Raw genomic sequence first — 25,803 nt, forward strand, 5'->3', positions numbered from 1 at the left:
TTAAATGTTATCCAAAGTTAGAAGAAATATACACCATCTAAAAAGTATTGATTTATACTTTTTCATCAATTAAAATAGTTGATGAAACGAAGGGAGAGTTCAAATGAAAAAAGTTATAATGGGTATATTAGTAGTTTTATTTGTTTCTGGTTGTTCAACAGCCAAGACAGTGGAATCAAAAAGCAAGGAATCAAGTACAGAAACTAGTCAAAGTTCTACAATTAAAAGTAGCGAAACAGAAAGTAGTTCTACAACTAATCCCTTAGACAAAGAACTTAGAACTTTAAGAGATAGTAATTTTCTAGAGATCATTACAATGGAACTTGAAGAAAGTGATGTGATAAATATTTGGGTCTCAAATGAAGTTGCAAGCATGAGCTATTCTGAAAAAAAAGTGTTAATCAATGCTTTCACTAGAGATGTTTTTGATATTTATCAAGAAATGAAAGGTTATGGGAAAATACCACTCTTTTACTACCGTACAGAATACGGGACAATAATGGGAGCAAATGTCGATTCAACTGGTATTGATATTGAAATAGTAGATTAAAATTAATTACTTACTGTATCAAAAAAGCTATGTCAAATGCGACATAGCTTTCTTTATTCAAATCTTATCGCTTCAAGTTCTATTCTCTCGATCCCATTATCAAAAACAGAAGAAACTTCAACAGGTAAATTGTCTATTTTAACGCGTTCACTGGCTGTCATGAAAGCTTCGTTTTCTTTGAGAAATGGCTCATCATAACCCCAGACATATTCTTTTGAAAAAGTGGTGATCTTGTAACCTACTAAGCTGTCAGCAAATTCAGCTTTCAATTTTTCTGCTGTAAATGTCAAGATACCATCTTTAAAACTGACAAACTCAATACTACTTTTTCCTGCTGGTGGTAGTAAAGCTACATTTTCATCGCTAACACGATAAGTGCTGTCGTCAATCAACTCTTGCCAGTTTTGAGGACAATCAGCAATACCAGCATTTAAATTATCGTTTACTTGCGCTGGAACGAGCTGAGCGGTTATGTCTAAAATTCCTTTATTGGCTGTCGATATACCAGCAATTTTGAAGGTACGATGACCGAAGACGATCCGCTCATCAAGAAGTTGTAAAAGGGACTCCGTTTTGTCGTTGTGAGACGTAAAAACATGTATTTCACTTTCTACATTTATTATTTGTGCCTGTTTGTTGTACGATAAATTAAAATCAGCGGTCTGAGATACCAAAACGGGAAGTTTCAAGAGATATTTTAAAGGCTTGTCTTCTAATTTTGATAAATTAAAAATTAGATTATGTTCGATTCTTTGCATTTTTGCTTTGTAACTTTCATATCTTTTTGAAACTTGATTAGTGATAAGCCAAAAATCATCTTCAAATTTTACGAGATCGCCTCGCGTTGTCTCATGCAATGTGATTAAAAATTTACTATCATAGTCCTTTACGCTAACTTCATTCGTTATCAGAGCACGCTCAGACAGTCCGTTTCGGTAGATAGTAGACCCTCGCCAGTCTAAAATCGCTCTGAGATCGTGTGTAGGTGTGTTTTGTTCAAATAAATTTATAGTAGGCATATTTGTAGACCTCAATTCTTAAAAAGATTGAAAAAATTGGTAGGCTCGCTTGTATCTGGCATAGCTTGAATTGTGTTAGTCAATTGATTGATACGACTTTGCAAGAACTTAGCGAAGCTTGAAATGTTCATGTCGTCCTGTTTATAGTTCTTCATAGTTGCGGGGTTGTTAGCTATTGATTGAAGAACGCTCAAGGCAGTTTGATAGATAGCTTTCTTTTGTGCTGGAATTGCTGGGTTGTATTCTTCGTTTGCTGACAAACTATTTTCAGCTAGATAAACAGTTGCTTGATCGTCAGCTAGTGTAATGCCCTCTATTTCCATCTTGAGACGGTCGATTATTTTCATGTTTAGATACTCCTTCTTTGTGCCCAGCTCGTAACACGATAGCACAAGTTTATTTATGTATTGATCTATTCTTTTAAGTTGAATTGTTTTGTGATTATAGTAAACTCTTCCATCATAAGCCAACAAAAACTCGTGAGAAGTCATATCACGCTCGATTACAGTGAACCCCTTCAAAAGTCTGCTGTTGCTGTCAATTGATTCAATTTGATATATTTGAAAGTCAGTAATTGAGAGCAAATTATAGATTTTTTGAAAAATCAAAGGCGCTATGAGGTCGTAAATCTCAGTCGTGAGATAAGCTTTTGTTGAAATTGGGCGTAGCGATGGATAGTTTTGGTAGATTTTCTCAAGTTGCATTGGCTCACCTTTTTTATTTTTTTGTGCGAGAAATTTTAGATATCCTTGTGAATGGTCTGCTCGTATTGGGGTAACTGTCTTTTCTCTTCATTCGTATGTATATAATTCTCAAACGTCATTTTAAAACCATTTAAGAGCTGTTTTAAAGCGTTTTAACACTAATTATATGTTATTCTAACAGTCAGACAGCAAGCCTCTAGCAAGCTCTCAAAGCATTTAAAAATAGACGATAAAACCGAAATTTTATTGGTTTTACTGGTTTAAAACAGCTTAAGAATATGCTAGAATCGTTGATATATTAGCGTTTCTATACCTAAATAATTTTGCTGATAATGAAAATAAATAACAATTCAGCAATTTAAAGGAATTATGAAAACAAACTCTTTTCACAATGTATCGAAATGCAAGAAACGCGTTATATCGAGCTTTCATAATGTATACCAATATAATTTCACAGCTTAAATCGCTCAAACCGTTGGTACACAAGGCACTTCATCTAACCGTGATTATGTAAACTAGCGCTTTGTACAGGATTAAAATAACGATGAACTAGATATAACAAGAATGAATAATACCGTTAAACGCTGATAGTGTGGGCTTATATTAAGCTCACACTCTTTTTTTGTAGAACGTCACACTTTAATCTTAATAAAAGTAAAGGCGAAAAATTTTCAATATTATTTATTTTTATGTAACTATTAATCTAGCAACGATTAAAAGCATACAATTAAATTACTGTACAACCTTTTGTATATAGTAATAAATCATTACTCAACTACTAGATTACTCTCTCTGCTATTCTCAGCATTAATCTTTCTAAGTTCTTCATGACTACTTTGCTGTAGCAATGGAGCAAGATCGATGATAGTCTCTTTAGAGATAGCTCCCATTTCTGATAATGATTTGAGATTATCAATTACATCTTTCTCATTGATGGGTCTGGCGTAATGGAATACCAAATCTAAATCATGTATATTCTGTCCTTCAATTGATTGTCCTTGTAAATCCAGCAACTTCTCTACGATCTCAAATCTTTTTTCGAAACCATTTCTCAAAAATCTCTCGTTCATTGACGCTTTCATGTCGCTTAAAGTAAACAGCAATTTCATAGATACCTCGCTGAGATTTGAAACATCAGTATTATTCAAAGACACCGCTGGCGTACTGGAGATATTTAATAATTCTTGTTTCAAGGTCTTATAAATAGTTTCGAATGCCTTTTCATTGACGGAATTAGAGACCATTTTAAAGTCTGAACCATCGTCCAAAACCAGACCTTCCCCAACTAAATTCTGATTTATGCCCTCCCCTTTTAACTGTTGCCCGATCACGACAGGTATCGGGTTATGAAATTTATAAAAACTATCACTGAACTTACTTAGCAAGTCCTCCATGTTGTCAATTATGTTGAGAAAATCTGCTAAATCAGACTTACCAAAAACTTTATCTAGCTCATTATCATTGTGATAGTGTATGGGAAGACCGCTCACATTGCTATATCTATCAATTCTTCGTAAGTCACTGCCACCGATATTACTCCATTTTTCCACCTTTTCTGGATAATAGATAATATAAAAATCGCTCTCTAACGCCTCAAATGCTTCTACAAATGCGATTATCTCTAATGCTTCGTTGTATATCGGGAAGGCATTTTCAGATTCGATTACTTTCGATTTAATTTTGCCATTATCGATATAAATATATTCATAGCTATCACCGAATTTAATAAGTCGCGATAACAGATCATAATCAGCCTTATTGAATGATCCTTCTTTATAAACGCGTTTGAACCGCTCCGACAGCTCTTCTTTTCCAACTATCGTGACAGGATTTTTCAACAGATAACTAGTCTCTAAATTTGCAATTAATTTAGCATATTGAAGCATTACTTTGCGCGACTCATAAGGGCGGTTATTATACATTTCTACTCCCCTATTCATAATTGCGTGTTTGCCTTCGAGATAGTGCTTCATCTTTAATACATCGGCAATTCTTCTTTGATTCTCATAGTGATTCACTTCGTCAATGAACCATAGCGGATTGTTATTATGTATAATTTTTATGTATTCTTTTATATTCATTTATTTGTTGCTCCTCCTATACATACCATTTTTTCGCTTTCTTCCCTTGAATAGCCAGCGCTAAAGCGATAACTAAATCATCATGCAACCCTTGACCGTTCATGTTCCCCGTCTTCCCGTTTGATTCCTGAAAAATTTGCATTTCTTCTAAGGTATCGCGATCATTTACTAAAATCTCATCTAACTCAAAAGCTTCTTTCAAGTCAGAAATAAGCGTAGCTTTATTACTTGCTGTTGTACTCCAGCCCAACTTCATACGTTTACGCCCAGTTTGTTGATCAAAGAGCTTCATTTTATAAATGTTCATATAAAAGTATTCTCTTCTCAGTTTTTCTAATAGAGGCGTTCCAAAACTGTTACGCTCAATGACTAAAAAGGCATAATTATATAAGCGACCTAATTCATTTATAATCTTCGCAAAACGGTATACAGGCGTTCGATTGTCCTTGAAAGAAGCTACTTGCTTCCCTTCTTCATCGAGAATACAGATCGTAGAATTATCTCCGCCACTTCCCCCAGCAACATCAACGCCAAAATAATATTTTGTATTTTTACGTGGCAACTCATACACAAATAAGCTTCCATTCGATACTAGCGATAGCAATTCACTAGCCAAATGCAAACTAACCTCATGATATTCTAATTTTTTTGGTACATGATTCAATCGTTCACTAATTTTCGACTGATCAAAAACACTGAAACCTGTAGAAATGAAGCTCTCGTGAAGGTTTGAAGGGAACTCTTGCTTAAAGTCTCTGTCGCTCATATCGAGTTTTTTGAACTGTCGCCACATAAGAAGTCGCAACGTAGCGCCTTTTTCAAAGAGCAATTTCTCTTCATTATTCAAATCTTTTTCGCTAAGCAACTCTTTCATACTAGCCTTGTACCACGCTACCGCTTCGTCAATCTCAACCTTAAACTGTTGCGCGGTTGCCTTCGAAAACCACGGGAAAAAGAAAAGCTTATATTTTGATAGTCCTTTTTCTGCTGACATAGCAAGCTTCTGAAAGTGATTGAAGCCATTACTCGTACTTTCCACCGTCAAAATTGCGTCTTCTGACTTAGAAAGAGCTTGCTCAACTGACAACAAGAGCTTTTCTTGACTGGTATAAAAAGCTAATTCGCTGAGATGAACTCCCAAAAAGTTACCGCCTCGTGCCACATCTTTATTACCAGCTACAGAAAGCGTGATTGTAGAGCCATTTTCAAAACTTAATTTATTTTTGTTACTATGCTTTATTTTGGAAAATTTAAACTTATCTCGCGGAATACTATCATTCATAGCTTTCAAACGTTCAAATAGAATAGTACTTGATTCTAATTTATAACTAACAATTAAGTAATTTGTTCTAGCTTTTGTCAATGCCATATATAAAAACAGCCCAAGCATGAGCGTACTCATTCCCAATTGGCGCGACTTAGCGATTAAATTATATCTCGTACGATTCTCCAAAAACTCTTTTTGCTGTTGATTTACGACAAAAGGAACGTACTTTCCCTCGTTATCCATAATCTTTACAAAGTTTTTCAACCATAAAACAGGATCAGCATTGATTTTTTCTAATTTTTTAGCTGTTGATAATGTCATAACATCAACCCATCGTCTGAGCTATCCTCAACTGTAATTTTTTGCTTCGTCATTGACTTTAATTCTTTTGATAATGTCAAAAACAATTTGATAGATTTTTCATCACCATTTTTTGCTTTTTCACTGACTGAATCATAAATCTCGAAAAAATCACTATTGGCGATCGTAGCATATCGCAATGCCTTTAATCTTTGAAATTCTTCTGTCTTTTCCCAATTTTTGTAGTAGTCTATATTTTGGGTTCCAATAAAATTACAGAAATGCTCTAATGTAACTGGCTGCTCTGTTTTTCGAACGTCTGGAAACAACATTTCAAAATACATCTTCTTCTTTATTGATAATTTCTTAATTTCATCTTTAATATCCATTTATTGCCCTCATCTCATCTGTACAAAATCAATTAGAAAACTATAGATTTGCACATACTCTTTATATTTTTTTGCCTTGAAATCAGCTTTTTCTTGATACATTGCCGTTTCAATATGGGATAACTCTTCATCAAGCGCACGATTGTACATTTTTCCACCTTCAAAAGAACTTTCACGATATAATCTCTGATTAGTATCTCTAATTTCTTCTTCATACGTTAAAAGATTTTCACGTTTTTTGGCATTTTCGAGTAATCGATTCTTTAATAAATCATTCACTAGAGTTTGCAAATATTCTTTATCACACTTGATATACTCAATTTTTGAAGTATCAAATATTTGAAAACCATCATACATAAACAGACAATCAAACTCAGTCTGTGCCATTTCTTTAATCGCTTTTTCGCATTCTAACTCACGTTTTTGTGCCTTCATCTTTTTACGACTGAATTGCTCTCTAATTTGCTGTTTTCTTTCTTTATATTTATTGAAAATTTTTTCGTCAACTTCTAAAAATATTTTCTTCTCATCAGTTGATAAAGAAACAGCGACAAATACTTTCTGAATATCCGCTTTATCTTTAAATTCGCGAACAAGTCTATTCGCTTCTTGTGTGATTTGCTCATTGAAAAAGCGGTAAAAATCAGCGGCAAGAACAGCCAAATCATAATTCAAACGTTTTTTACTTCTTAAAGTTTTGAAGTAGAATCGATTATTTTTTTCTTTCAAAACTTTAACGATTTTATCTCGGTATCTATCGACCTTTAGAAATATACTACTTTGACGTAATAGCTCAGTTTTAGTATATGTTTTTCCTTTTTCAAAAAAAGGCAACGCATTATTAAAGAGTATAGCTGTATACTCAGACCACTCAGCTTTTTTCTTATGGTGTCCTCGCTGATCTTCGATAATATCAGAGTCATCAAAAATGGGCTTTTCTAACTCAAAATATGGTTCGTTTTTTCCTTTTTTTCCAGCCACATATCTAACTGATCCAGCTTTTTCGCTCAGTTTACTGATAATTTTATTTTTAGTATCAGTTTGCAAATAGAATTTTTTATCACTCATAACTGCTGACTGATACTTTTCTTGAACTTTATTTCCTACAAATTTTGTGTATAGGGAATTTGTCATTAATTCGCTTAAAGTTATATTCATCAGATTCATACCTCAACTTATTTACTTTCAAAAAAATCATTATATCTTTTAAGCGCAATTTTCAACTCTTGACTCCGTTCAAAGAGCCAATATTCTTGATTACTTTTGATTGTCAAAGCATGTGTTATAAAATTAAAGCCTTGTTGTTTGAGCCATGCTGTCTTAGCTCCGTTGTAACAGAAATAAAAGTCTTTGTTAGTTAGTTTATTCATTAAAATTCTTCCCTTCATTATTGTTGTAGTTTTTAGCTGTTTAGATAAATAGTATTTTTAGTATTTATATAAACAGTCAAGAACTACAACAAAAATTTTTGTATACAGTATTAAGATCAAGAGCCTACCGCGCTACTTACGATTTTGCTTCGCGAAAATCGCGCGGACGCTTGCTACAAATTTTGCTCGCTTTTAGCAAGCTAAAAACTCACAAAATTTGTGATTACTTTTATTACTTTTCTGTTTTAAAAAGTTACTATATCACTTCCAATAACAGGTATAGACCTATCGTATTTTCTAATGTACTTACGTAACTCACTGTTATTTTCATAAACGGCAAGTGCTGATCCTTTTTCAGAATAAACAATCGAAATATAATCAATGCCAATTTTTTCAAGATACAACACTAAGTCGTAATCATAAACATATTTAAATTTTTTAACTCGTGTAATCTGTTCGAGATATTTAAGCTCGATTTTCTGCTTCCAATCCATCGATATCACGCTCGCTTCATTATTTTTTGTTATCAATATAGTTTTCGTACGCTTTTACACGCTCATTATCAAAAAGATATTTCCCATTTTCGAAACGAGATATAACTGTGCGCGCTACATGTAATACTTGAGCTAACTCGGTTTGCTTTATGTTTTTTCGTTTTCGTAGTGCTATATAAAACTCTCGTCTTGTTATGTTGTCGTTCATGTCGTTTCCTCCTCTTTTTCGTACATTTGTTCTTTATTATTTTTTTATAGAGGACGCTTAAAAAACGTCCTCTAACTAAAAATAAAGGAAAGAAAAACATATGATATAAACACAAAAATTATGTGGGTAGCTAATTGTTATACTGTCGTTGTTTCAAGTACAGCAACAGATTTTTTTGATCCGACTTCCAAAGTGGCTTCTAAAAGTACTAACCCTTCCAGATTGTCTCCGCGTTTGCCTAAAGGCTCGTAATGAGGCTGGCGACCTTTTAAGAACTTGATAGACAACTGATCTAAATCGAAGAGAACAGCTTTTTCAGTAGGCATATAACGATCAAGAACTACGTTAATAACTCCGTAATTTGTTTCGATCGTGTTTACTAACAGACCAAAATCGTTTGTTTTGGCTGGATAAAAATATTTATCTTTGTACAAACTATCTAGCTCTTCTTTGATATCAGCATTAACAAATAGGTACAGGTTTTCACCTTCAAACCCTTTTTCCCAAAGTTTACGCGCCAATTCTTTGATCGCTGTTTCAGAAACTGGTTCTTGAACTAGATTTTCAGGATCAGCAAACTCGATTAAACCAGACATCTTTCGCGGTTTACCATCTGATCCATCATTTTTGGTTGATGTCAAAAGAGCTTTTTCTAAATCTGCTTTTACTTCGATTAAGCGATCGTTTATCTCAGAAGCGAACAAGTCCCCGACTTTCTCAGTGGCTTGAGCAGTACCGCTGACTTTGACTGTTTTAGATAGAATTTGAAGCACGTTGGAAAGTTCAGCACGCGTTGAATGAACTCCTTCGCCAGCGTCCGCCCCTTCTTGTGCTAGTGAGTCGGAGGTATCTAGCGTTCTTTCACGCCATGAGTGAATTTTAGCGCCTGTCTCAGAATTTCCTTTTTTCGATAGCAACAAAGTTGAAAAAGGCGTTTGTTTTGGGGCAACTAAATGAATCTCATCAGTGAGATAAATATTTTCTTGATTTGTTAAATCGGTTGTTAACATATATGTATAACTCCTTTTCAATAATTAATTTTTGTTTTCAGCATAGATAAAACATCTCTATTTTTAACAGCTTGAGAGTAATTACTTGCTGTATTGTGATCTGTCGGTTTGTATGAATTATTTAGTTTTCGCTTGTTGACAAGCTCTTTTAATTTATTGATTTGCTCGGCTAACTCAGCCTCATTAGTAGCATGAATCAGTGGTGCAAAATCTTCCAACCCCTCTGCTTTCAATTCAAGCGCTACTTGACGATCAAAAAGAGCTTTCTCACGTGCTGTAAAATCAGCTTCGCGATCTGTTGCTGGATTGTCTGTTACCTGCTCTTCATCGACTGGATCAGCTTCTTGTGCTGGCTCATCTTGTGCTTGTGTCTTAGTCTGTAAAAGCTGCTGGACTTGTGCCTGTAATTCTTTGAATTGCTCTTCTAGTGAAGGTTCGGTGTGTTCTTGTTCGTCAACTGTCTCAGTATTTTCGATTGTTTCAATTTCTTCGTTTTTATTTTCGTTTTCTTTGATATCTTTTTTCATATATTTTCAGCTCCTTTTCAAAGCGTTTTCATTTTTGATCATAGACAAAGAAGCTCTTCCAGTACAAAAAAGAGCTTCTTTGAAAATAAATGGAAATGAAAAAAGAACCGCCACCAAACGGTATCTTTTTTATGCTATTGATAAATAGCACGAGTTTTAAGAGAAATCGTTTAAGCGAGTACGATTCCCGATAGATACAAGAGAGAGAAAGCTCTCATATCTATATATTAAATATAACATATATTTCCATTCCTGTCAAAAAAAGAACTTTTGTTCATCATCTGTATATAAGCTCTGTATAAGCATTTAAAAATAAAAAAATTGAAAAAATAGTTGCTTTTAAATAACGATAAAGCACGTTATAATTTAGCATTTCTCTTCGCTGTCAGCTCATTTTCTTTCTTGAGATATGCAAGAAACTTCTGATCTCGTTGAAGCTCAGCTTTAGTCATGCCCTTTTCTAACTGTCGTGTAGCATATTCTATTTTTTCGTGCCACAATTTTTCTAGTTCGTTCATGCGATCCGCCTCTTTCTCACAACACTAATTGCAATGGATTGATTAAGCTATCTTTTACAATTGCAAAAAGCTCCGTCTCACTCAATTTTCTACTGTCATAATGACGATTAAAAATATTAATCTCCATTTCTGTTAGTCCGCTGAAAAAATGCTGATTACAAGCTCGTGCAACGCCTATTTTTTTGCAACTCGATAGAAACTCGTTTAATGATGGTTTATATTCTTCTAGCCTTCTATCTCGAATATGACATAAAATAGCAAAGTAATCATCTCGCGATTGATCAGCAAGATAGAAATTGAACTCGCCTTTCGTCAAATTTAAGCATTTCATTAATCCATCAACCTTGTTTTCTCTTTTCATCTTACATTCTCCTTTTTAATTTTCAGCTACCCAATCATAAAGCTGTATTTTGGGTAAGCTAGTCTTTTTTAATCTTTCTTGTTGCCTAAATGTTTCAAACCTCAGTCGCTTTTGAATACCATTCAAAAAATATTTCATTGGATTCAAAATCTGAGGTTGTTCACTCATTGAACGTAGCTGTTCTTTGATAGTAATTTCATCAACCATCATCTTTGATAGCGAAGAAACGATTAACCCAATCTCAGAAGAGGTGAAAAGTTGTGTTGAAGATAAAACCTCACGTACGCGTGTATTATATATATTATCTTCTTCTTCAATCTTGTTGATAGTAAATCTCTTTCTTGTTGATTTTGAGCTGTCCATTTTCGACTGTCCATTTTCAACAGTCGAAGAAACGTTTGTATTATCAGTATTTTTGGACTGTTGATTTTCAGCATTTGAAATTTGATAAGGCTCAAAACCTCTTGAATTATAGAAATTGATTTGTTCTTGAATATCTTCTTTAGAAAATTTTTCAAGCGAGAAAATATATTGATAGACCCACTTCTTACCTTCTCGTTTTCGAAACTGAATAAGATAACGATTCTCGATTAACTCTTTCCATATGCGATCGATTGAAGAACGTTTATTTTTCTTTGACCGCGTATATAGCTCCGTTTTGTAAAGCTCCCATTCCTCTGAATATGATTGTAGCTCCGCTAATAGACCTCGTGCTTCATAGCTCAGATTATTATCTTGCAAAAAAGCACGAGGAATAGACTCATAGCCTTTATTTCTCTGGTACTTGAAAACTTCGCCACTCATTTTTATCCTCCTACCTGTCAAAAACTTTATTTAGCGCCCCACGCTTTTTTTCTAAACAGTGTATTTATTCATAAATTCATCGCAATCTTTTTTTGAAATCCGCATAATCCCATCAATCATTTTTACTTTTAAACCGTTTGAGACATACTTTTTCATCAAGGTGTTATAAGAGACGTTCAAATATTGTTGGGCTTGTCCTTTTGTCATGTACTCAGGAAGCTCTTCTCTAGTTACTCTTAATTTCATACTCTCTTCTAATGCTTGCGCTAGTGCAATTACAAGAGGTCTCATAGCTTCTTGCGATAAGTCAACACTTTCAATATTGATGTTCATATGATTTTATCTCCTTTCATTACTAAACCAAAGGAATAGTTTATAAACCCATTATAATTAAACCATAGGAATAGTCAAGAATTAAATTAAACTTTTGGAATAGATTTTTTTCGAATTTTTGTTATAATTGTTTCTAAGAAGAAAGGAGGCGTAATGTTGAAAAACGATAAGGAAGAAAGAATAAAAGATATCGCAAGAAGACTAAAAAAATTGAGATTAGAAAATGGTTGGTCAAAAGTAGAAGTTGCTCGAAAAATTGGTGTTACTGGTGGTGCATATTCAAATTGGGAATATGCAACAAAGCAGCCTTCCATTGAATCATTGGAAAAATTATCAGATGTTTTCAATGTCTCTGTATCTTTTTTATTAAATGGTACTTTAACATTCGAAGAAGCTGAGCAACTGGCAAAAGAACAACAAGAAGAAGGTTATCAAGCAGCTTTGGAAACTGACGTTAATAACTCTGAGCTATTGAAACTTGTTAAAGACTATATCGAAGAATCGATAAACGCTAATCATGAAGCATTAGACTTACTCGAAAAAGAGCTTAAAAGTAGCTTTGAGAGTTTGAATACTTTAATTAGTCCTACTAAAGAAGAAAATCAATCAGAACTTTTCTTAAAACTAACAAACCATCTTTTAAATGTTATTTCTGAGGCTGGATATATTGCTGAACTTAAAAATGGTGATGTATTAGACTTTGGAACTTTCGAAAAAGAATATCCAAAGGAAATTTTTAATATTATAGACTTGCTGATATCAAAGAACAACAAATAAAAGTAGTTTCTTTTTTTTAGCGCTAAGATCAACAAATAAAAGTAATTGTCAAAATCTCTATTTAGCGCCCCACCGCCAAAATGGAGGAAAAGAAATGACGAAACCACGACAATATACTAAAGACGGACAAACCTTTTGGAGAAAGAAGGGATATCTCGGCACAAATCCGCTGAATGGAAGACAAAAAAATTTCAATGTTGGTGGCTTTAAAACTTCTAAAGAGGCGGAAGAAGCTTTTCAAGAGGCAAAAAGAGAATTTCAAAAATCCAGAGGGATAAATCTTCGAGATTCTACTTTTGAGGAAGTCTATGAAATCTGGATGGATCAAATATATAAATATCAAGTTCGCGAATCAACTTTAATTGGTACTCAATCGAAGTTTAATAACTATATTTTGCCAGAAATTGGATCAAAAAAAATTGATGAAATATCTGTTGACGATATTCAAAATTTTGCTAATTATATGTTTTATAATGTGAAACATTCCAATGCGCCCGTCTTCTTGAATTTCATCAGTAAAGTGTTTAACTTCGCAATGAAACGAAAATTAGTCCAAAGCGATCCTGTTCGTTTGATTGAAAAAATGAAAAAGACAGGATCAAAAAAAAGTGAAGCTGGTTCAACATATCTTACAGCAGAAGAAATGAAAATCATTTTTGACGAATTGCAAAAAAAGAAGTTTTATCAATATGTTTTCTATTATTTAATCTTTTCCACTGGCGCACGGGTTGGTGAAGTGATTGCATTGAAATGGATAGATGTCGATTTTAATGAAAAACTACTCAATATTAGACACTCTCGTACTCAAAAGTTGGACTATTCTTATAGCATTGGAGCAACAAAAAATGGTAAGTCCCGTACTGTACCATTATCAGATAAAACTATCGAGCTGTTGAATGACTGGAAAGATAAGCAAAAAGAACTTTTCATGAGCGATAGATATGTAAAAAAAGGCATTAAACTAAAAAAAGATGAAGAGCAGCTCATTTTTCCAAACCTACAAAATAATCTGTTAACCGCTGCTGTTGCGTACGAATGGTTGAAAAAGGTCGAAAAAAAGACTGGTCTTAAAGACCTCCACCCTCACAAAATACGTCATACTTTTACTACTCTATCGCTTGCGTACGTTGATAATCCGAAAGAGATCAGCGAGATTCTAGGTCATGCTGATGTTGCATTCACGTTGAACATTTACGCTGGGACATCAACCGAAAAGAAGCTGAACGCAGTCAATAGTTTAGATAACATTTTAACTAACTAAGAATCGTAGGCTGTAACCCTTGATATTATGCCTTTTTTGGCATATCGACCAGTTTAGAAACTGGATAGAAAAGTAAGAAAATGAGAGAAAATTAGCACAAAATATACATTTAATACCTATTTTATACATTACCTTTTCGAAGCACAAAAAGCTTACTATCATTGATTTATCAACGTTTATATTAAAAATAATTCTTTTTAATCCATTTTGTTTTTTCTGAAAAATGAATACAAACAATTGTAAAGAAACTGTCATATTTCTTTCAATCGTTTTCAATTTTTTCACAAAAAAAGCGTGCCGTTTATCAAGAGTCTTGATACCAGCAAGCTGCATACTTTTTAAATTTTACTAGATTTTAACTGAAAAAATATTTTTCTCCTACTTGTTGTTTCACATCGGCACAATCAGCAAGTACGGTTGTTGTCGCCTTATCTCGATCACAGATATCACAATATTCGACATCAAACACGATTCCTTTTCCAGTGATTTCCTTCGCGACACCAACAAATGAACGGTGAAATTCGTGAGGTTTGACTTCATACTTCTTTCCAATTTGAATCGCGGTTTTTGTAATCATTTTAAAACTCCTTTACTGTTAGCCTATATTTACAATACCATACCAATTATCATTTATCAAATATCATCATGATAATATCTATATTCTCATCGTGTATATACAAGTATACCATTTCTAAATAAGAGAAAAGTTATTCCTTTTTATTCCTTATATAGAAAAAAGCTTTCAAAATCCTGACAGATTTTGAAAGCTTTCATTTTATTTATGGATAAATACGATTCAACAAACGTGGAAACGGTATTGCTTCCCGGACATGCTCGATACCTGAAAGCCACGTGACCGTTCGTTCCAAGCCCAGACCAAATCCAGCATGAGGTACAGAACCATATTGGCGTAAATCAAGGTACCAAGAATATTCCTGTTCATCTAAACCATGCGCCTTGATTTCCTCCAACAGATATTCATAATCAGTGGCACGTTCAGAACCGCCGATGATTTCTCCATATCCTTCTGGAGCAATCATATCTGCACAGATAACAAGATCTTCTCGGGTTGGGTGTGGCTTCATATAAAATGGTTTGATCGCTTTTGGATAGTTCAAAATGAACACAGGTTGATCAAAGGAATTGGCAATAAAGGTTTCATGAGGTGAACCGAAGTCGTCTCCCCACTCAATATCTTCAAATCCATTTTTCTTCAATAAAGTGACCGCATCATCATAGGAAATTCGTGGATAAGGCAATTGCGTATATTTTTCCAACACTGCCCGATCCCGCCCTAATACATGAAGCGCATAATCGCAATGATCCAATACATTTTGAACCAGATAAGCTACATAATTTTCTTGAATTTCTAAACTTTCTTCTTGATGCATAAATGCCATTTCTGGTTCGATCATCCAAAATTCAATTAAATGACGACGTGTTTTCGATTTTTCTGCCCGGAATGTTGGACCAAAAGAAAATACCTTGCCAAAGGCCATTGCCGCAGCTTCCATATATAATTGCCCTGATTGGGAAAGATATGCCTTTTGATCAAAATAATTGGTTTCGAATAAATCGGTCGTTCCTTCTGGTGCTGAACCAGTTAAAATCGGTGGATCGATTTTGATAAATCCTTCTTTGTTGAAAAATTCGTAACTTGCACGAATAATTTCATTTCGAATTTGCATGATGGCGTGTTGCCGTGAAGAACGCAACCACAAATGACGATGATCCATCAAAAAATCTGTTCCATGTTCTTTTGGCGTAATCGGATAATCTTGGCTTTCACCTACAACTTCAATGCCGGAGATGCCAATTTCGTAGCCAAATTTTGAACGGCTGTCTTCACGAATTTCACCTTCCACCCAAATAGATGTTTCTTGGTTTAAATTTTTTGCCAATTGAAAAATTTCTTCGGATACTTCGCTTTTAACGACTACCCCTTGAAAATAGGCCGTTCCGTCTCGTAACTGTAAAAAAGCGATTTTGCCGCTTGATCGCTTATTTGCTACCCATGCACCGATTTTCACGGTTTCACCTACATGATTCTTTGCGTCAATAATTTGAATTTGCTCCACTGATGTCTCTCCAATCTAATTTATACACTCATAGAAATTTTATTACTTTCCTTGCTTCTTTTCAACAAAAGAATGGATTCGTGCCACAGCCTTTTCTAAGGTTTCCCAATTTGCTGCATAACTAATCCGCAGATTTTCCGGTGCACCAAAGCCTGCCCCCGTTACAAGAGCGACCCCTGCTTCTTCCAAGATTGCTTCAACAAAAGCATTGATATCTGAGTAGCCGCATAAAGTCATCGTCTCTTTGACATTTGGAAATAAATAAAAAGCACCCTGTGGTTTGTCCAACTTGACTCCTGGAATTGCTGTAATCAAGGGATATAATTTGTTCAATCGTTCTTCAAACGCTTTGCGCATGATCTCTACGGAATCTTGCGGACCATTTAACGCTTCAACTGCTGCATATTGACTCACTGCGGTCGGATTGCTGGTGGATTGCGAAGCGATATCAATCATTGCCTGAATAACAGTCTCGTTACCTACTGCAAAACCGATTCGCCAACCAGTCATGGCATACGTTTTAGAAACACCGTTGATGATAATCGTTTGTTTGCGGATTGCTTCAGAAATTGTGGCGATTGGGGTAAAGGTATTTCCGTTATACACGAGATTGCCATAAATATCATCAGCAATGATCAAAATATTTTCAGCAACTGCCCATTCACCAATTAGCCGCAATTCTTCTTTCGTATAAATCATCCCTGTTGGATTTGACGGTGAATTTAAAATCATGGCTTTCGTTTTTGGAGAAACCGCCTTTTTCAGTTGTTCAACGGTCACTTTAAAGTTATTCTCGTGACGACCTTCAACAAACACCGGAACGCCTTGTGCCAGCTTGACCTGTTCGCCATAGCTTACCCAATAAGGAACAGGAATGATGACCTCATCTTCCGGATCCAGAATTGCTTGAAACAGCGTGTAGAGAGCAAATTTGGCCCCATCTGTTACAATGGTTTGCTTTACTTCGTATTCAAGGCCATAATTTTTCTTGATCCACGAAACAACGGCTTGTCTAAGCTCAGGGATACCTGCAGATTGCGTGTAAAAACTAGCTTTGCCGCTTTCAATGGCACGGATTGCTGCTTGTTGAATATTTTTAGGCGTAACAAAATCCGGTTCCCCGACAGTCAAACTTAAAATATCTTTTCCTTGTGCTTTCAACGCCTTTGCTTTAGTAGACGCTGCCAGCGTTACTGATGGTTCTAATTTCTCCGCTCGTTGCGAAAGTTTCATACCCTTCACCCTTTCAAATTAAACGTTCGTGATTGTTTTAATCTCTTCACCATTTTCAAACGCAATTAAATAATAATTAACTCCCTTAGATGTTCGTGTGACGATTTCCCAAACCGGTTCGTCCTCAAAAATTCCCAGACTGGCCTTTTCCACGGATTCTTTTGGATAGGTTTTTGCGACCATCGCCTTTGCTGCATCCTCCGTGATTCCATCTTTTTGTGCCAACAGCGTGATTTTCTTTCCATCTTTTGGAATGATTACAGCAATTTGCTGGCCTTTTTTATTTTTGCCAGTCAAACTAAAATAGGTTTTCTCCCGGGTAAACCAATAAAATTGGTCCACCTCTTCAAGATCCGTATATTTTTTTGCCATGGCCGTCGCTTCTTTTTCTGCTTGTCTTAAAGGACGAGTTGCTCGAGTATAAAAAATACCGCCAAACAAAAGAATTGCCGCCAACACACTAGCTAAGATGATTAAAATAACTTCCTGTCGTTTGCTTTTGTCTTTGCTCACTACATTACTCCTTGTTCCTTTTTTGGCGCTGAATTTTATGTCCCTAGCTGACGGGTAACAACATAAAGTCAGCTCAGGTCTTCAACAAATTGTTGTTATTCATTATAGCAGATTTTTTTGTTTCCATACCGCTAATTTTCATCCATTGCTGAGGATTTATCCAAAAATTTATACATTTCTGAAGATATTTCTGAAAGCGGCAGCTCTGCGATCACGGCTTCTTTCGGTAGTGCTTGCCGGATTCGTTTCCCGTATTTCGTTGTTAACAGTCGACGATCCAATAAAATCATTACCCCACGATCTTGTTGGGAGCGAATCAATCGCCCCAACCCCTGACGCAATTTCAATGCCGCTTTTGGAATAGCTTCTTGAAAAAAAGGATTGATTCCTTTTTCCTGTAAAAAGGCGTTTTTAGCTTGAACTTCCGGACGTTTAGGATTTTCAAAAGGCAAGCGGGTCACGATTACCAGCTGCAAAGTATCTCCTGGGAGGTCGATTCCTTCCCAAAAACTATCTGCACCAAATAAAATTGCCGCATCTGATTGACTGAAGCGTTTCAAGATTTTTTCCCGGCTACCACCAATTCCTTGGGCAAAGATTTCCCTTCCTTTGGTTAAAAACGCCAAGTGCATTCGACCGTAAACTTTTTGCAAAATTTCGTGGGAAGTGAACAATACCAGCACCGGCTTATTGAAATCTTTTAAAAGATTTTCCAAAGTCTTAACTAAATAATCCACATATTCTTCGGAAGAAAGTTCTGGAATCGAGCTTCCTTCTGAAGGAATAAAAATCCGAGCCTGCGCTTTATAATCAAAAGGCGAGGGCAAAATTTTTAAGGGTGCTTCCGGTATTCCCATTTTTTTAGGAAAATACAAACGATCAGCAGCGATTTTCAACGTTCCACCAACATAAATGATTCGATCATATCGTTGATACCACGTAGTTTGAGGTAACAAGGAAGCTTCAAAATCGGTGATTTTTATTATTCCAGCCGTCGCCTTCGTTCCCGGAACAAACCAATGAATATAGCGTTCCTGCCAATTTTCCAGCCACCGTGACATCACCGTCGCCTGCTGTTGCATCTCCTCAAACAAATCCAACAATTCGGTATAAACAAACTGCTCTCGTTTCAACCACTTATTTTCGTCTGGCAAAAGATAGTCGGTAATTTGCTTCTGCAATTCGACGATTTCTTCATAATACAATTGGATTTTCTGAATATTTTTGGCATCTGATAAAGACAGTTGCTGCAACGTATCTGCAGTAATGATTGTTTCTTTTTCAGAAGATACTTGTTCCGACAAAGCTTCAAGAAAAAGTTCCTGGCTTTCCATCAAAAAACGAATCTCCTCTTGATAAATAGCCAACAACCGCAAACACTCTGACTGATCTTCCAACAATTCTTCAAGTCGAGCAAACAACCCGGTAGGTTCCAACAGTTGTTGGGCTTTCCGATGAAATACCGCAAAATTAACCGATTGGCTGGCAACTCGTTCACAAATATCTGGAAGATGATGTGCTTCATCAATAACTAAATAAGGGCTTCGGGGCAACAACGGGTTCTCCCGCAAGCTTTCCTGCGCTAACAGCGCATGATTTACGATCAGAAAATTGCTCTCCTTCATCCGCTGATGCAGATAACTTAAAAAATCCTGTTCATAAAATTCATCTGTGACAGACAGATGGGATACTCCCCGATGGTGAATTTCTTTAAACAGCAGATGGTTCAAACTGATAAGATTTAGTTCATCAAAATCTCCAGTCGTTGTTTGAGTTAACCAAACCAAGACTGCCGACTGATACAGTGCATATTGTTTTTGCGGCAACGGCCGCTGCAATGTCGCTTTAAAGCGTTGTAAATCGATGTAATGCTGATTGCCTTTGATCACCGTTGCTTGGATAGGTTGGTGAAATAATTGATTCAATAGTGGGATGTCTTTTTTCAACAATTGATCCTGCAAAACAAGTGAAACGGTACTGATAATCGCTGGCTGTTCCGGTGTGGCAACATAATTCAGCGGCAAAAGATAACCAATCGTTTTTCCCATCCCGGTAGCAGCTTCAATCAGCAGATTTTTGTTGTCCGGTGTCTCGGTAAAATGCCGATAGACCAAATTCATCAATCTTGCCTGATCTTTTCTGAAGGCAAGCTTTCCGGCAAAAAGATGTTCTTTGCCTTTTTTCTTTTTGGGATAATCCTCTGCAAAATAATTTTTCTCAAAGTAAGTAAGCCTTTTTTTGCGCAAAGCAATCCCGCCAACCACCTCCAGTTGACTGTCCAATGGTTTCGGGTGTCGTTTCATTTCATTTGCTAATGAGCGAATATAGTTGCTGGTCTGCATGCCTAAAGGTTTGCTCAAAGCGGCGATTTTCTCCACTGTGATGACCGGCAGTTGCTTGATCATCGCTTCAATATATAAAAATAATGCTCCGGTAACTTCCGCATCACTATCTGCCTGATGAGGATTTTCATGGCTCAAGCCCAGACTTTCCGCCAAATCTCCCAGACGAAAACTGATTTCTGTTGGCAAAAATATTTGTGCCAGCTCCACCGTATCGATTCCAGGGATCGTCAATTCCGGCGCACCGCAACGTTGCAATTCCTTATTCAAAAAATTGTAATCAAAATAAATATTATGGGCGACAAAAACCGTATCTGCCAATAAATTGTAAATCGTTAAAGCGATATCTTCAAAATAAGGGGCTTTTTTTACCCGCTGATTGCTAATATGCGTCAAATTTTCGATTTGTTTTGGAATAAGACGATCGGGATTGACATCTGTTGCAAAGCGCTGGATCACTTGCCCATTTCGAATCAACACACAGCCAAGTTGAATGATCCGATCAACTTTCGGATCTGTCCCCGTCGTTTCTATATCTACAATTGCGTACGTCTTCATTTTGACTGGTAGCCTCCTTGCATATACCTTTGCATTATACTACAAATCCCAAAGACATTTCAGCGCTTTTCAAGTAGATGCCTGCATTTTTGAATAAAAAAAGAGGAAAAAGCAACTTACCTTTCTCCTCTACTTTTTGATGACTGGCATCATCTTTTTATTTTTTTCCATTGGCTGCTACTTGTTTGGGAAAATCTTTCTTAAACTGCAACCATTTTTTATTGTCCACGACAAGTAACTTTTTTTCTGTCAAATCGAAAACAGGAATCGTTTTGCGCACACTACTTACTACCAACCAGAAAATCATGATCCCAACTAATAAAAGTAGCCACCATAAATTTTGTACAAAGGCAAAAATAATTGAAACAAGTGCAAGAATGCTAGTGAGGATGAATAAAATCTGCGTCGCTTTCGTAGCTTGCTGCGAATAAAGGTGATTTTTAGTTAATGAATCCATGTTTGTTCCCCCTTTTTTATTAGTTTACTCTATCTAAAAAAATTGGTAAAGAATACTGGCAACACGATTTTTGGGTATAAAAAAAGCCTGATGCAAAAGCACCAGACTTTCCAAGTCAATAATTAGAATTAAGCTTTGTTAACGTTTGTTGCTTGAGGGCCACGTTGACCGTCTTCAACATCAAATGTTACTGCTTGGCCTTCTTCTAAAGTTTTGAAGCCGTCACCTTGGATAGCTGAGAAATGTACGAATACGTCATTTCCGTCTTCAGCAGTGATGAAACCAAAACCTTTGTCTGAGTTGAACCATTTTACTGTACCTGTTTGCATAATAAAAATCCTCCTTGTGTTTGATACACATATTTGCAATTACTTGTATCGGGTGAAAATGTGGAAGATGTTTTAAAATGAAACAAGCTTACCATAAATTACCGTAACAAATACTACATAAAGTATTGTACCACACTAATTTGTTTCTGGCTAATCTTTTTAGCAAATTATGAATTATTTAATAACTTTTTCAGTCTCAGCGAATGAAATTTTATTAATAAATCTACTAATTAAAAAATAACTACCTGCTTCCCACAAAGAAAAGCAGGCAAGAGATCAGTCTTTCTTGAAAAATGAAGGATTCAGCAATCAATAGCGCAAAATCGCAACGAGACTTTTTTCATCCGGTGCATCTTTTTGATCAAGAATAAATACTTGTCCGCCGTTTTTCACTACTTCATCTGCCATCGTATTCAATACTTGGCGCCGATCATATTCCGTATCGACATCTTCTCCAAATCCATCTACCAGATTGGCTGTTGCGATGAACAGATGAGAGATACGCCCTTCTGTAGCTGCTAACTTGATATCGACTAATTGATCGATAAATTTTCGATCCATCAATTTTTGATATTCAGCCATTTCTTTTTTCGCCAATGCTTCTGTCAGCTGCTCTGCGCCATTCTTGATTTCTTGAATAGAAAGTTGTGCAGGAGAAGCCGACACAGCCGCATCACTGCAATAATAAGGGGTTTTCGCATATTTTTTGAACATCGTTTGATTTTCCGGCAACGCATAAAGATAAAGCGGGTAATTTTCATCATTGTTAAATTCATCTTTAAAGAAAGTATCAACTGCTTGATAATAATTTACCCAGTCAATTTCTACTTCTTCATCTTTTGCATTTACGCCATGATAAGCAACGCCTTCTTTGGAGCCATTCCGACTGCCTTGAGAGCTGTAATTCAAGCTTCCACCAGTCAATTCATCGCCAAGTGCCGTGGGAACATCCACAGGTGCCCCTTCTGGCAGTTCCACTTCTTTAACAATTTTATTGTCAACAAAATACAGCTTAATGGAATCACGATTCAATCCCAGTAAATAATAAGTATAATTAAATTGAGCATTTTTGATGATAGCTAAAATGTAAGGAAGATTGCCTACATAGTATTGATCATCAACTGAAATACTCAAACGATGGATATAACAGTCACTTTCGGTAAGAATGATTGCCACACTGGTCGTGCCGCTACGCCAAAAGGATTGATCCGCCAATAACGCATCTACATTTTTTTGGAACACCGTCCAATCTTTTTCAGGATATTTTTTATCAAACCGTTTTTTTGCTTCTTTCGCAAAGTTTTTCAACTTGATTTGATCCTTTTCTACGTTTTGATGCCCCACGTGAGTATTCAGCATAATGGTGACAAAGGGGCCCTCTACGCCTTCTGATGTTAATTGTGACAATAATTTCTTCCCAATTTTTGTCATGTAACGATCCCTCCTTGGATAGCTTTAAATTCTACAATAAAAGTGTAACACGCTTACAACTATTCATAAAGTTTTTTACCTTGTTGCCTATATATATAGAAAAAAATATACTATTAAGTTATTTCCTTTTTTGATATGATAAAGCAAGTTGAGGTGATTTATGTAATGCATCGAAAAAAAAGAAATTATTATAAACTTTTTTCATTAATCTTATTTTTTCTTCTCATTTTATCCATCATATTAAATTTCTATCCACTAATAAATACATCAAAAGAGACAGCTCATGTATTTTCTCATCGAGGAGCTTCTGGAGAGGAAGTTGAACATTCCTACGCAGCATATGATTTAGCAATTCAATATGGATCAAAATATATTGAACAAGATTTAGTAACCTCCAAGGATGGTACTTTATATGTTTCTCATGATCTTTCTGCCAAAAGAATCACTGGCGTGAATAAATACTACTCCGAAATGACTGATAATGAAATTAATCAACTAAAAAATATCTCAAACGGTGAACCTATTCATACCTTACAATCCATTTTTAATAGATACAAAAAACAGGTTCACTATGTTATCGAACTAAAAGAAAATTCACAGCAAGTTAATCTCTTTAAAAAAATTATTAAGAAAAATAAACTAGAAAAAAATGTGATTGTTCAAGCTTCCGATATTGCACCACTTAATGAATTAGACAAGCAATTTCCTAAAATGAAGAAATTACTTCTAATAAATACTCAGCAAGAATTAAACAAAGCAATTAGTTATAAAAATGTAGATATTATTTCTATAAATAAAAAACTGCTTAATAAAAAGAACTGTAACCTAGTAAAGAAAAATGAAAAAGAGTTGAATGTCTGGACTCTAGATACTAGTCAAGATATCGAAACGGCAATAAAACTCGACGTAGATAACTATTTTACTAACTATACCGCAAAAGCTCTTTATCTAGAAAAAAAATACAGATAACAAAAAACTTTCTTCATTGTGAACTGACTCCTAAAAATTAGATCTTTGGTCTAATTTTTAGGAGTCACCTACATTAAAAGGTTGAAAGTTTTTTTACTGCTTAACCGTATATGTACGAATGGTTGCTCTATTGACTCAATAAATTCTTTCAAAAAAATCAAACTTTACCTTTTGTTCGCTTTACAAAAGCAAACGTACGTTCGTATAATTAAGAAGAGGTGAAGCACATGAGAACCATCGATTACACACAAGAACCCGTTCGCGATATTTTGTTTATCGATGTCAAAAGTTTTTACGCCACCGTTGAATGTGCCATGCGGGGATGGGATCCCCTAAAAACTATGTTGGTAGTGATGAGTAGCGAAGACAACACCGGCAACGGCTTGATTTTAGCATCTTCTCCCGAAGCAAAAAGAATTTTAGGCATCACTAATGTCACACGAGCGGATAATTTGCCCAATCATCCCGACTTAAAAAAAGTGCCACCGCGAATGAGTCTATACATCCAAGAAAACAAAAAATTCAACGCCCTTTTCCGCCGCTATGTGGCAGATGAGGATTTGCTGATTTATTCCATTGATGAATCGATTCTGGATGTCACCCATTCCCTCGCACTATTTATTCCTGATGATTCCTTGACTCGACAAGAAAAGAGACAAAAATTAGCAGAAAGAATTCAGGAAGAAGCCAGGACTGAACTCGGTTTGATTTTTTCAGTAGGCATCGGTGATAATCCCCTATTAGCTAAGCTGGCTCTTGACAATGAATCAAAACACAATGCCAATTTTATCGCTCAATGGTGCTACGAAGACGTCGAAAAAAAAGTTTGGTCTATTCCGGAGATCACGGATTTTTGGGGAATCGGCAATCGCATGAAAAAGCGCTTGTATCAATTAGGAATCGATACGATCTATCAATTAGCGCATACAGACCCCGATTTTTTGCATTGCCATTTCGGTATTCTAGGAGAACAATTGTATTACCACGCCAACGGAGTCGATCGAACGTTACTTTCTGAACCGTCCCCGATAACTAAAGACAAATCCTATGGGAACAGTCAAGTATTGCCAAGAGATTATTTTAAACCGCAAGAAATCGAAATCGTGGTCAAGGAAATGGCTGAACAAGTAGCTGCCCGCTTGCGGCGTCACCATTGCTTGACCCAATGTGTCTCCTTGTACATTGGTACTTCGCGAGGAGCCAACGAAAATGGTTTCTCCCATCAAATGAAAATCACCGCTACTGACAGCACGAAAAAGTTAATTCATTATTGCCTACAAATTTTTCGCACTTACTATTCTGGACAGGTGGTTCGCCATGTCGGAGTCAGCTATTCAAACTTATTATTTACTGCCGACAAACAACTTGATTTGTTTGAACTTCCCGAACAAAGTATCGCAAATGAACGCTTGGATCAAATTATTGATAAAATCCGTGAAAAATATGGATTTTCAGCGATCGTCTATGCTACTAGCAAATTAGACGGCGCAAGAAGTATTGCCCGTAGCCACCTGATTGGCGGACACGCTGGCGGAGCAGGAGGTTTAGATGGCCTATGAGTTTACATGAATACCACGATCGCAAGAAATTAAAATGGCAAGGCTTTTATTTGTCTGAACACACCAATCAGCTTACCCAGGAAAAAAAGGAACGTTCTTTTATCTGGCCGGCAAAAGAAGTTATGACAAAAAATGAGATTGATCATGTTTTATATGAAGCCAGACTCAAAGGAAGAATGATTGCAATTCAAAAAGAAGAAATCAACGAGGAAGGATTGTACTCCGCGGATATTATTGGAAAAATACAAGGATATGATGAATTAGGCATCTACTTAGCAGATCAGAAAATCGATTACGATGAAATTCGTCATGTCGCTTTTCATCAGCAAAAAAAGTGGAGTGACCTGACGTAGATATAGAA

29 protein-coding genes are annotated in these 25,803 nt (G+C 35.8%); 6 read left to right on the plus strand and 23 right to left on the minus strand.

Going from position 1 to position 25,803, the window contains the following annotated elements; all coding sequences use genetic code 11:
• Nucleotides 1-103: 103 nt before the first annotated feature.
• Nucleotides 104-550: a hypothetical protein gene (locus BAU16_RS01295; protein ID WP_161526241.1), complete on the plus strand. Its 447-nt coding sequence runs from the start codon at nt 104-106 to the stop codon at nt 548-550.
• 53 nt (nt 551-603) lie between these two features.
• Here BAU16_RS01295 and BAU16_RS01300 read toward each other — a convergent pair whose 3' ends face one another.
• The 15 genes from BAU16_RS01300 to BAU16_RS01370 form a co-directional block, all read right to left on the minus strand.
• Nucleotides 604-1,569 (minus strand): hypothetical protein, encoded by a 966-nt coding sequence (locus tag BAU16_RS01300; protein WP_161526242.1) that lies wholly within the window; start codon nt 1,567-1,569, stop codon nt 604-606.
• 11 nt (nt 1,570-1,580) lie between these two features.
• Nucleotides 1,581-2,273, minus strand: coding sequence for a hypothetical protein (locus tag BAU16_RS13510; protein WP_202621223.1), 693 nt, complete (start codon nt 2,271-2,273; stop codon nt 1,581-1,583).
• Nucleotides 2,274-3,040: 767 nt separating this feature from the next.
• A complete protein-coding gene (locus tag BAU16_RS01310; RefSeq protein ID WP_161526243.1) occupies nt 3,041-4,354 on the minus strand; it encodes a phage portal protein in 1,314 nt (437 codons plus the stop codon).
• A gap of 16 nt (nt 4,355-4,370) precedes the next feature.
• Entirely contained in the window at nt 4,371-5,942 is a 1,572-nt protein-coding gene (locus BAU16_RS01315) for a phage terminase large subunit family protein (protein ID WP_161526244.1), read from the minus strand.
• Entirely contained in the window at nt 5,939-6,310 is a 372-nt protein-coding gene (locus BAU16_RS01320) for a hypothetical protein (RefSeq protein ID WP_161526245.1), read from the minus strand. Before BAU16_RS01320 ends, BAU16_RS01315 begins: the two co-directional genes overlap by 4 nt.
• A 9-nt stretch (nt 6,311-6,319) precedes the next feature.
• Nucleotides 6,320-7,468 carry a hypothetical protein gene (locus BAU16_RS01325; RefSeq protein ID WP_161526246.1) on the minus strand — a complete coding sequence of 383 codons (1,149 nt, stop codon included), beginning with the start codon at nt 7,466-7,468 and terminating at the stop codon, nt 6,320-6,322.
• Between the two features lie 17 nt (nt 7,469-7,485).
• On the minus strand, nt 7,486-7,680 hold the full coding sequence (locus BAU16_RS01330; RefSeq protein ID WP_122645116.1) for a hypothetical protein: 195 nt from the start codon (nt 7,678-7,680) through the stop codon (nt 7,486-7,488).
• Between the two features lie 245 nt (nt 7,681-7,925).
• On the minus strand, nt 7,926-8,174 hold the full coding sequence (locus BAU16_RS01335; protein WP_161526247.1) for a DUF5659 domain-containing protein: 249 nt from the start codon (nt 8,172-8,174) through the stop codon (nt 7,926-7,928).
• A gap of 19 nt (nt 8,175-8,193) precedes the next feature.
• Nucleotides 8,194-8,382, minus strand: a complete 189-nt coding sequence (locus tag BAU16_RS01340; RefSeq protein WP_161526248.1) for a helix-turn-helix domain-containing protein — start codon at nt 8,380-8,382, stop codon at nt 8,194-8,196.
• Nucleotides 8,383-8,519: 137 nt separating this feature from the next.
• Nucleotides 8,520-9,392: an SU10 major capsid protein gene (locus BAU16_RS01345; protein ID WP_161526249.1), complete on the minus strand. Its 873-nt coding sequence runs from the start codon at nt 9,390-9,392 to the stop codon at nt 8,520-8,522.
• Nucleotides 9,393-9,409: 17 nt separating this feature from the next.
• Entirely contained in the window at nt 9,410-9,919 is a 510-nt protein-coding gene (locus BAU16_RS01350; RefSeq protein WP_161526250.1) for a hypothetical protein, read from the minus strand.
• A gap of 359 nt (nt 9,920-10,278) precedes the next feature.
• On the minus strand, nt 10,279-10,437 hold the full coding sequence (locus tag BAU16_RS01355; RefSeq protein WP_161526251.1) for a hypothetical protein: 159 nt from the start codon (nt 10,435-10,437) through the stop codon (nt 10,279-10,281).
• A 16-nt stretch (nt 10,438-10,453) separates the two neighbouring features.
• The gene (locus BAU16_RS01360) at nt 10,454-10,798 is read right to left on the minus strand and encodes a hypothetical protein (protein WP_161526252.1); all 345 of its coding nucleotides are present in this window, start codon (nt 10,796-10,798) and stop codon (nt 10,454-10,456) included.
• 15 nt (nt 10,799-10,813) lie between these two features.
• Nucleotides 10,814-11,602 carry a hypothetical protein gene (locus BAU16_RS01365; protein ID WP_161526253.1) on the minus strand — a complete coding sequence of 263 codons (789 nt, stop codon included), beginning with the start codon at nt 11,600-11,602 and terminating at the stop codon, nt 10,814-10,816.
• A gap of 51 nt (nt 11,603-11,653) precedes the next feature.
• Nucleotides 11,654-11,935, minus strand: a complete 282-nt coding sequence (locus BAU16_RS01370; protein WP_161526254.1) for a DNA-binding protein — start codon at nt 11,933-11,935, stop codon at nt 11,654-11,656.
• 156 nt (nt 11,936-12,091) lie between these two features.
• On the opposite strand from BAU16_RS01370, the gene BAU16_RS01375 reads away from it, so the two are divergent.
• Together BAU16_RS01375 and BAU16_RS01380 are read left to right on the plus strand one after the other, a co-directional pair.
• The gene (locus BAU16_RS01375; protein WP_161526255.1) at nt 12,092-12,712 is read left to right on the plus strand and encodes a helix-turn-helix domain-containing protein; all 621 of its coding nucleotides are present in this window, start codon (nt 12,092-12,094) and stop codon (nt 12,710-12,712) included.
• A gap of 94 nt (nt 12,713-12,806) precedes the next feature.
• Complete coding sequence (locus tag BAU16_RS01380; RefSeq protein ID WP_161526256.1) at nt 12,807-13,973, plus strand: tyrosine-type recombinase/integrase; 1,167 nt, start codon at nt 12,807-12,809, stop codon at nt 13,971-13,973.
• A 355-nt stretch (nt 13,974-14,328) separates the two neighbouring features.
• Here BAU16_RS01380 and BAU16_RS01385 read toward each other — a convergent pair whose 3' ends face one another.
• From BAU16_RS01385 to BAU16_RS01420, 8 genes are all read right to left on the minus strand, one after another.
• The gene (locus tag BAU16_RS01385) at nt 14,329-14,550 is read right to left on the minus strand and encodes a hypothetical protein (RefSeq protein WP_048604988.1); all 222 of its coding nucleotides are present in this window, start codon (nt 14,548-14,550) and stop codon (nt 14,329-14,331) included.
• Nucleotides 14,551-14,752: 202 nt separating this feature from the next.
• Nucleotides 14,753-16,051, minus strand: a complete 1,299-nt coding sequence (asnS, locus tag BAU16_RS01390) for an asparagine--tRNA ligase (protein ID WP_161526257.1) — start codon at nt 16,049-16,051, stop codon at nt 14,753-14,755.
• A 42-nt stretch (nt 16,052-16,093) separates the two neighbouring features.
• Nucleotides 16,094-17,284 carry a pyridoxal phosphate-dependent aminotransferase gene (locus BAU16_RS01395; protein WP_161526258.1) on the minus strand — a complete coding sequence of 397 codons (1,191 nt, stop codon included), beginning with the start codon at nt 17,282-17,284 and terminating at the stop codon, nt 16,094-16,096.
• A gap of 18 nt (nt 17,285-17,302) precedes the next feature.
• The gene (locus BAU16_RS01400; RefSeq protein WP_048604985.1) at nt 17,303-17,797 is read right to left on the minus strand and encodes a cell wall elongation regulator TseB-like domain-containing protein; all 495 of its coding nucleotides are present in this window, start codon (nt 17,795-17,797) and stop codon (nt 17,303-17,305) included.
• A 131-nt stretch (nt 17,798-17,928) separates the two neighbouring features.
• Nucleotides 17,929-20,697, minus strand: coding sequence for a helicase C-terminal domain-containing protein (locus tag BAU16_RS01405; RefSeq protein WP_161526259.1), 2,769 nt, complete (start codon nt 20,695-20,697; stop codon nt 17,929-17,931).
• 157 nt (nt 20,698-20,854) lie between these two features.
• Nucleotides 20,855-21,154: an ABC transporter ATP-binding protein gene (locus BAU16_RS01410; RefSeq protein ID WP_161526260.1), complete on the minus strand. Its 300-nt coding sequence runs from the start codon at nt 21,152-21,154 to the stop codon at nt 20,855-20,857.
• 128 nt (nt 21,155-21,282) lie between these two features.
• Nucleotides 21,283-21,483, minus strand: coding sequence for a cold-shock protein (locus tag BAU16_RS01415; protein ID WP_048604982.1), 201 nt, complete (start codon nt 21,481-21,483; stop codon nt 21,283-21,285).
• Nucleotides 21,484-21,792: 309 nt separating this feature from the next.
• Nucleotides 21,793-22,914, minus strand: a complete 1,122-nt coding sequence (locus BAU16_RS01420) for a baeRF6 domain-containing protein (protein ID WP_161526261.1) — start codon at nt 22,912-22,914, stop codon at nt 21,793-21,795.
• 165 nt (nt 22,915-23,079) lie between these two features.
• Between BAU16_RS01420 and BAU16_RS01425 the strand changes: the two genes are divergently transcribed.
• The 3 genes from BAU16_RS01425 (at nt 23,080) to BAU16_RS01435 (ending at nt 25,795) form a co-directional block, all read left to right on the plus strand.
• Nucleotides 23,080-23,883, plus strand: a complete 804-nt coding sequence (locus BAU16_RS01425) for a glycerophosphodiester phosphodiesterase (RefSeq protein WP_161526262.1) — start codon at nt 23,080-23,082, stop codon at nt 23,881-23,883.
• Nucleotides 23,884-24,110: 227 nt separating this feature from the next.
• Entirely contained in the window at nt 24,111-25,442 is a 1,332-nt protein-coding gene (locus tag BAU16_RS01430; RefSeq protein WP_161526263.1) for a Y-family DNA polymerase, read from the plus strand.
• Nucleotides 25,439-25,795, plus strand: coding sequence for a hypothetical protein (locus BAU16_RS01435; RefSeq protein ID WP_161526264.1), 357 nt, complete (start codon nt 25,439-25,441; stop codon nt 25,793-25,795). The genes BAU16_RS01430 and BAU16_RS01435 overlap by 4 nt, the downstream gene beginning before the upstream one ends.
• Nucleotides 25,796-25,803: the final 8 nt, after the last annotated feature.

The sequence above is a fragment of the Enterococcus sp. JM9B genome (assembly GCF_009933265.1).
GTDB lineage: Bacteria > Bacillota > Bacilli > Lactobacillales > Enterococcaceae > Enterococcus_C > Enterococcus_C songbeiensis.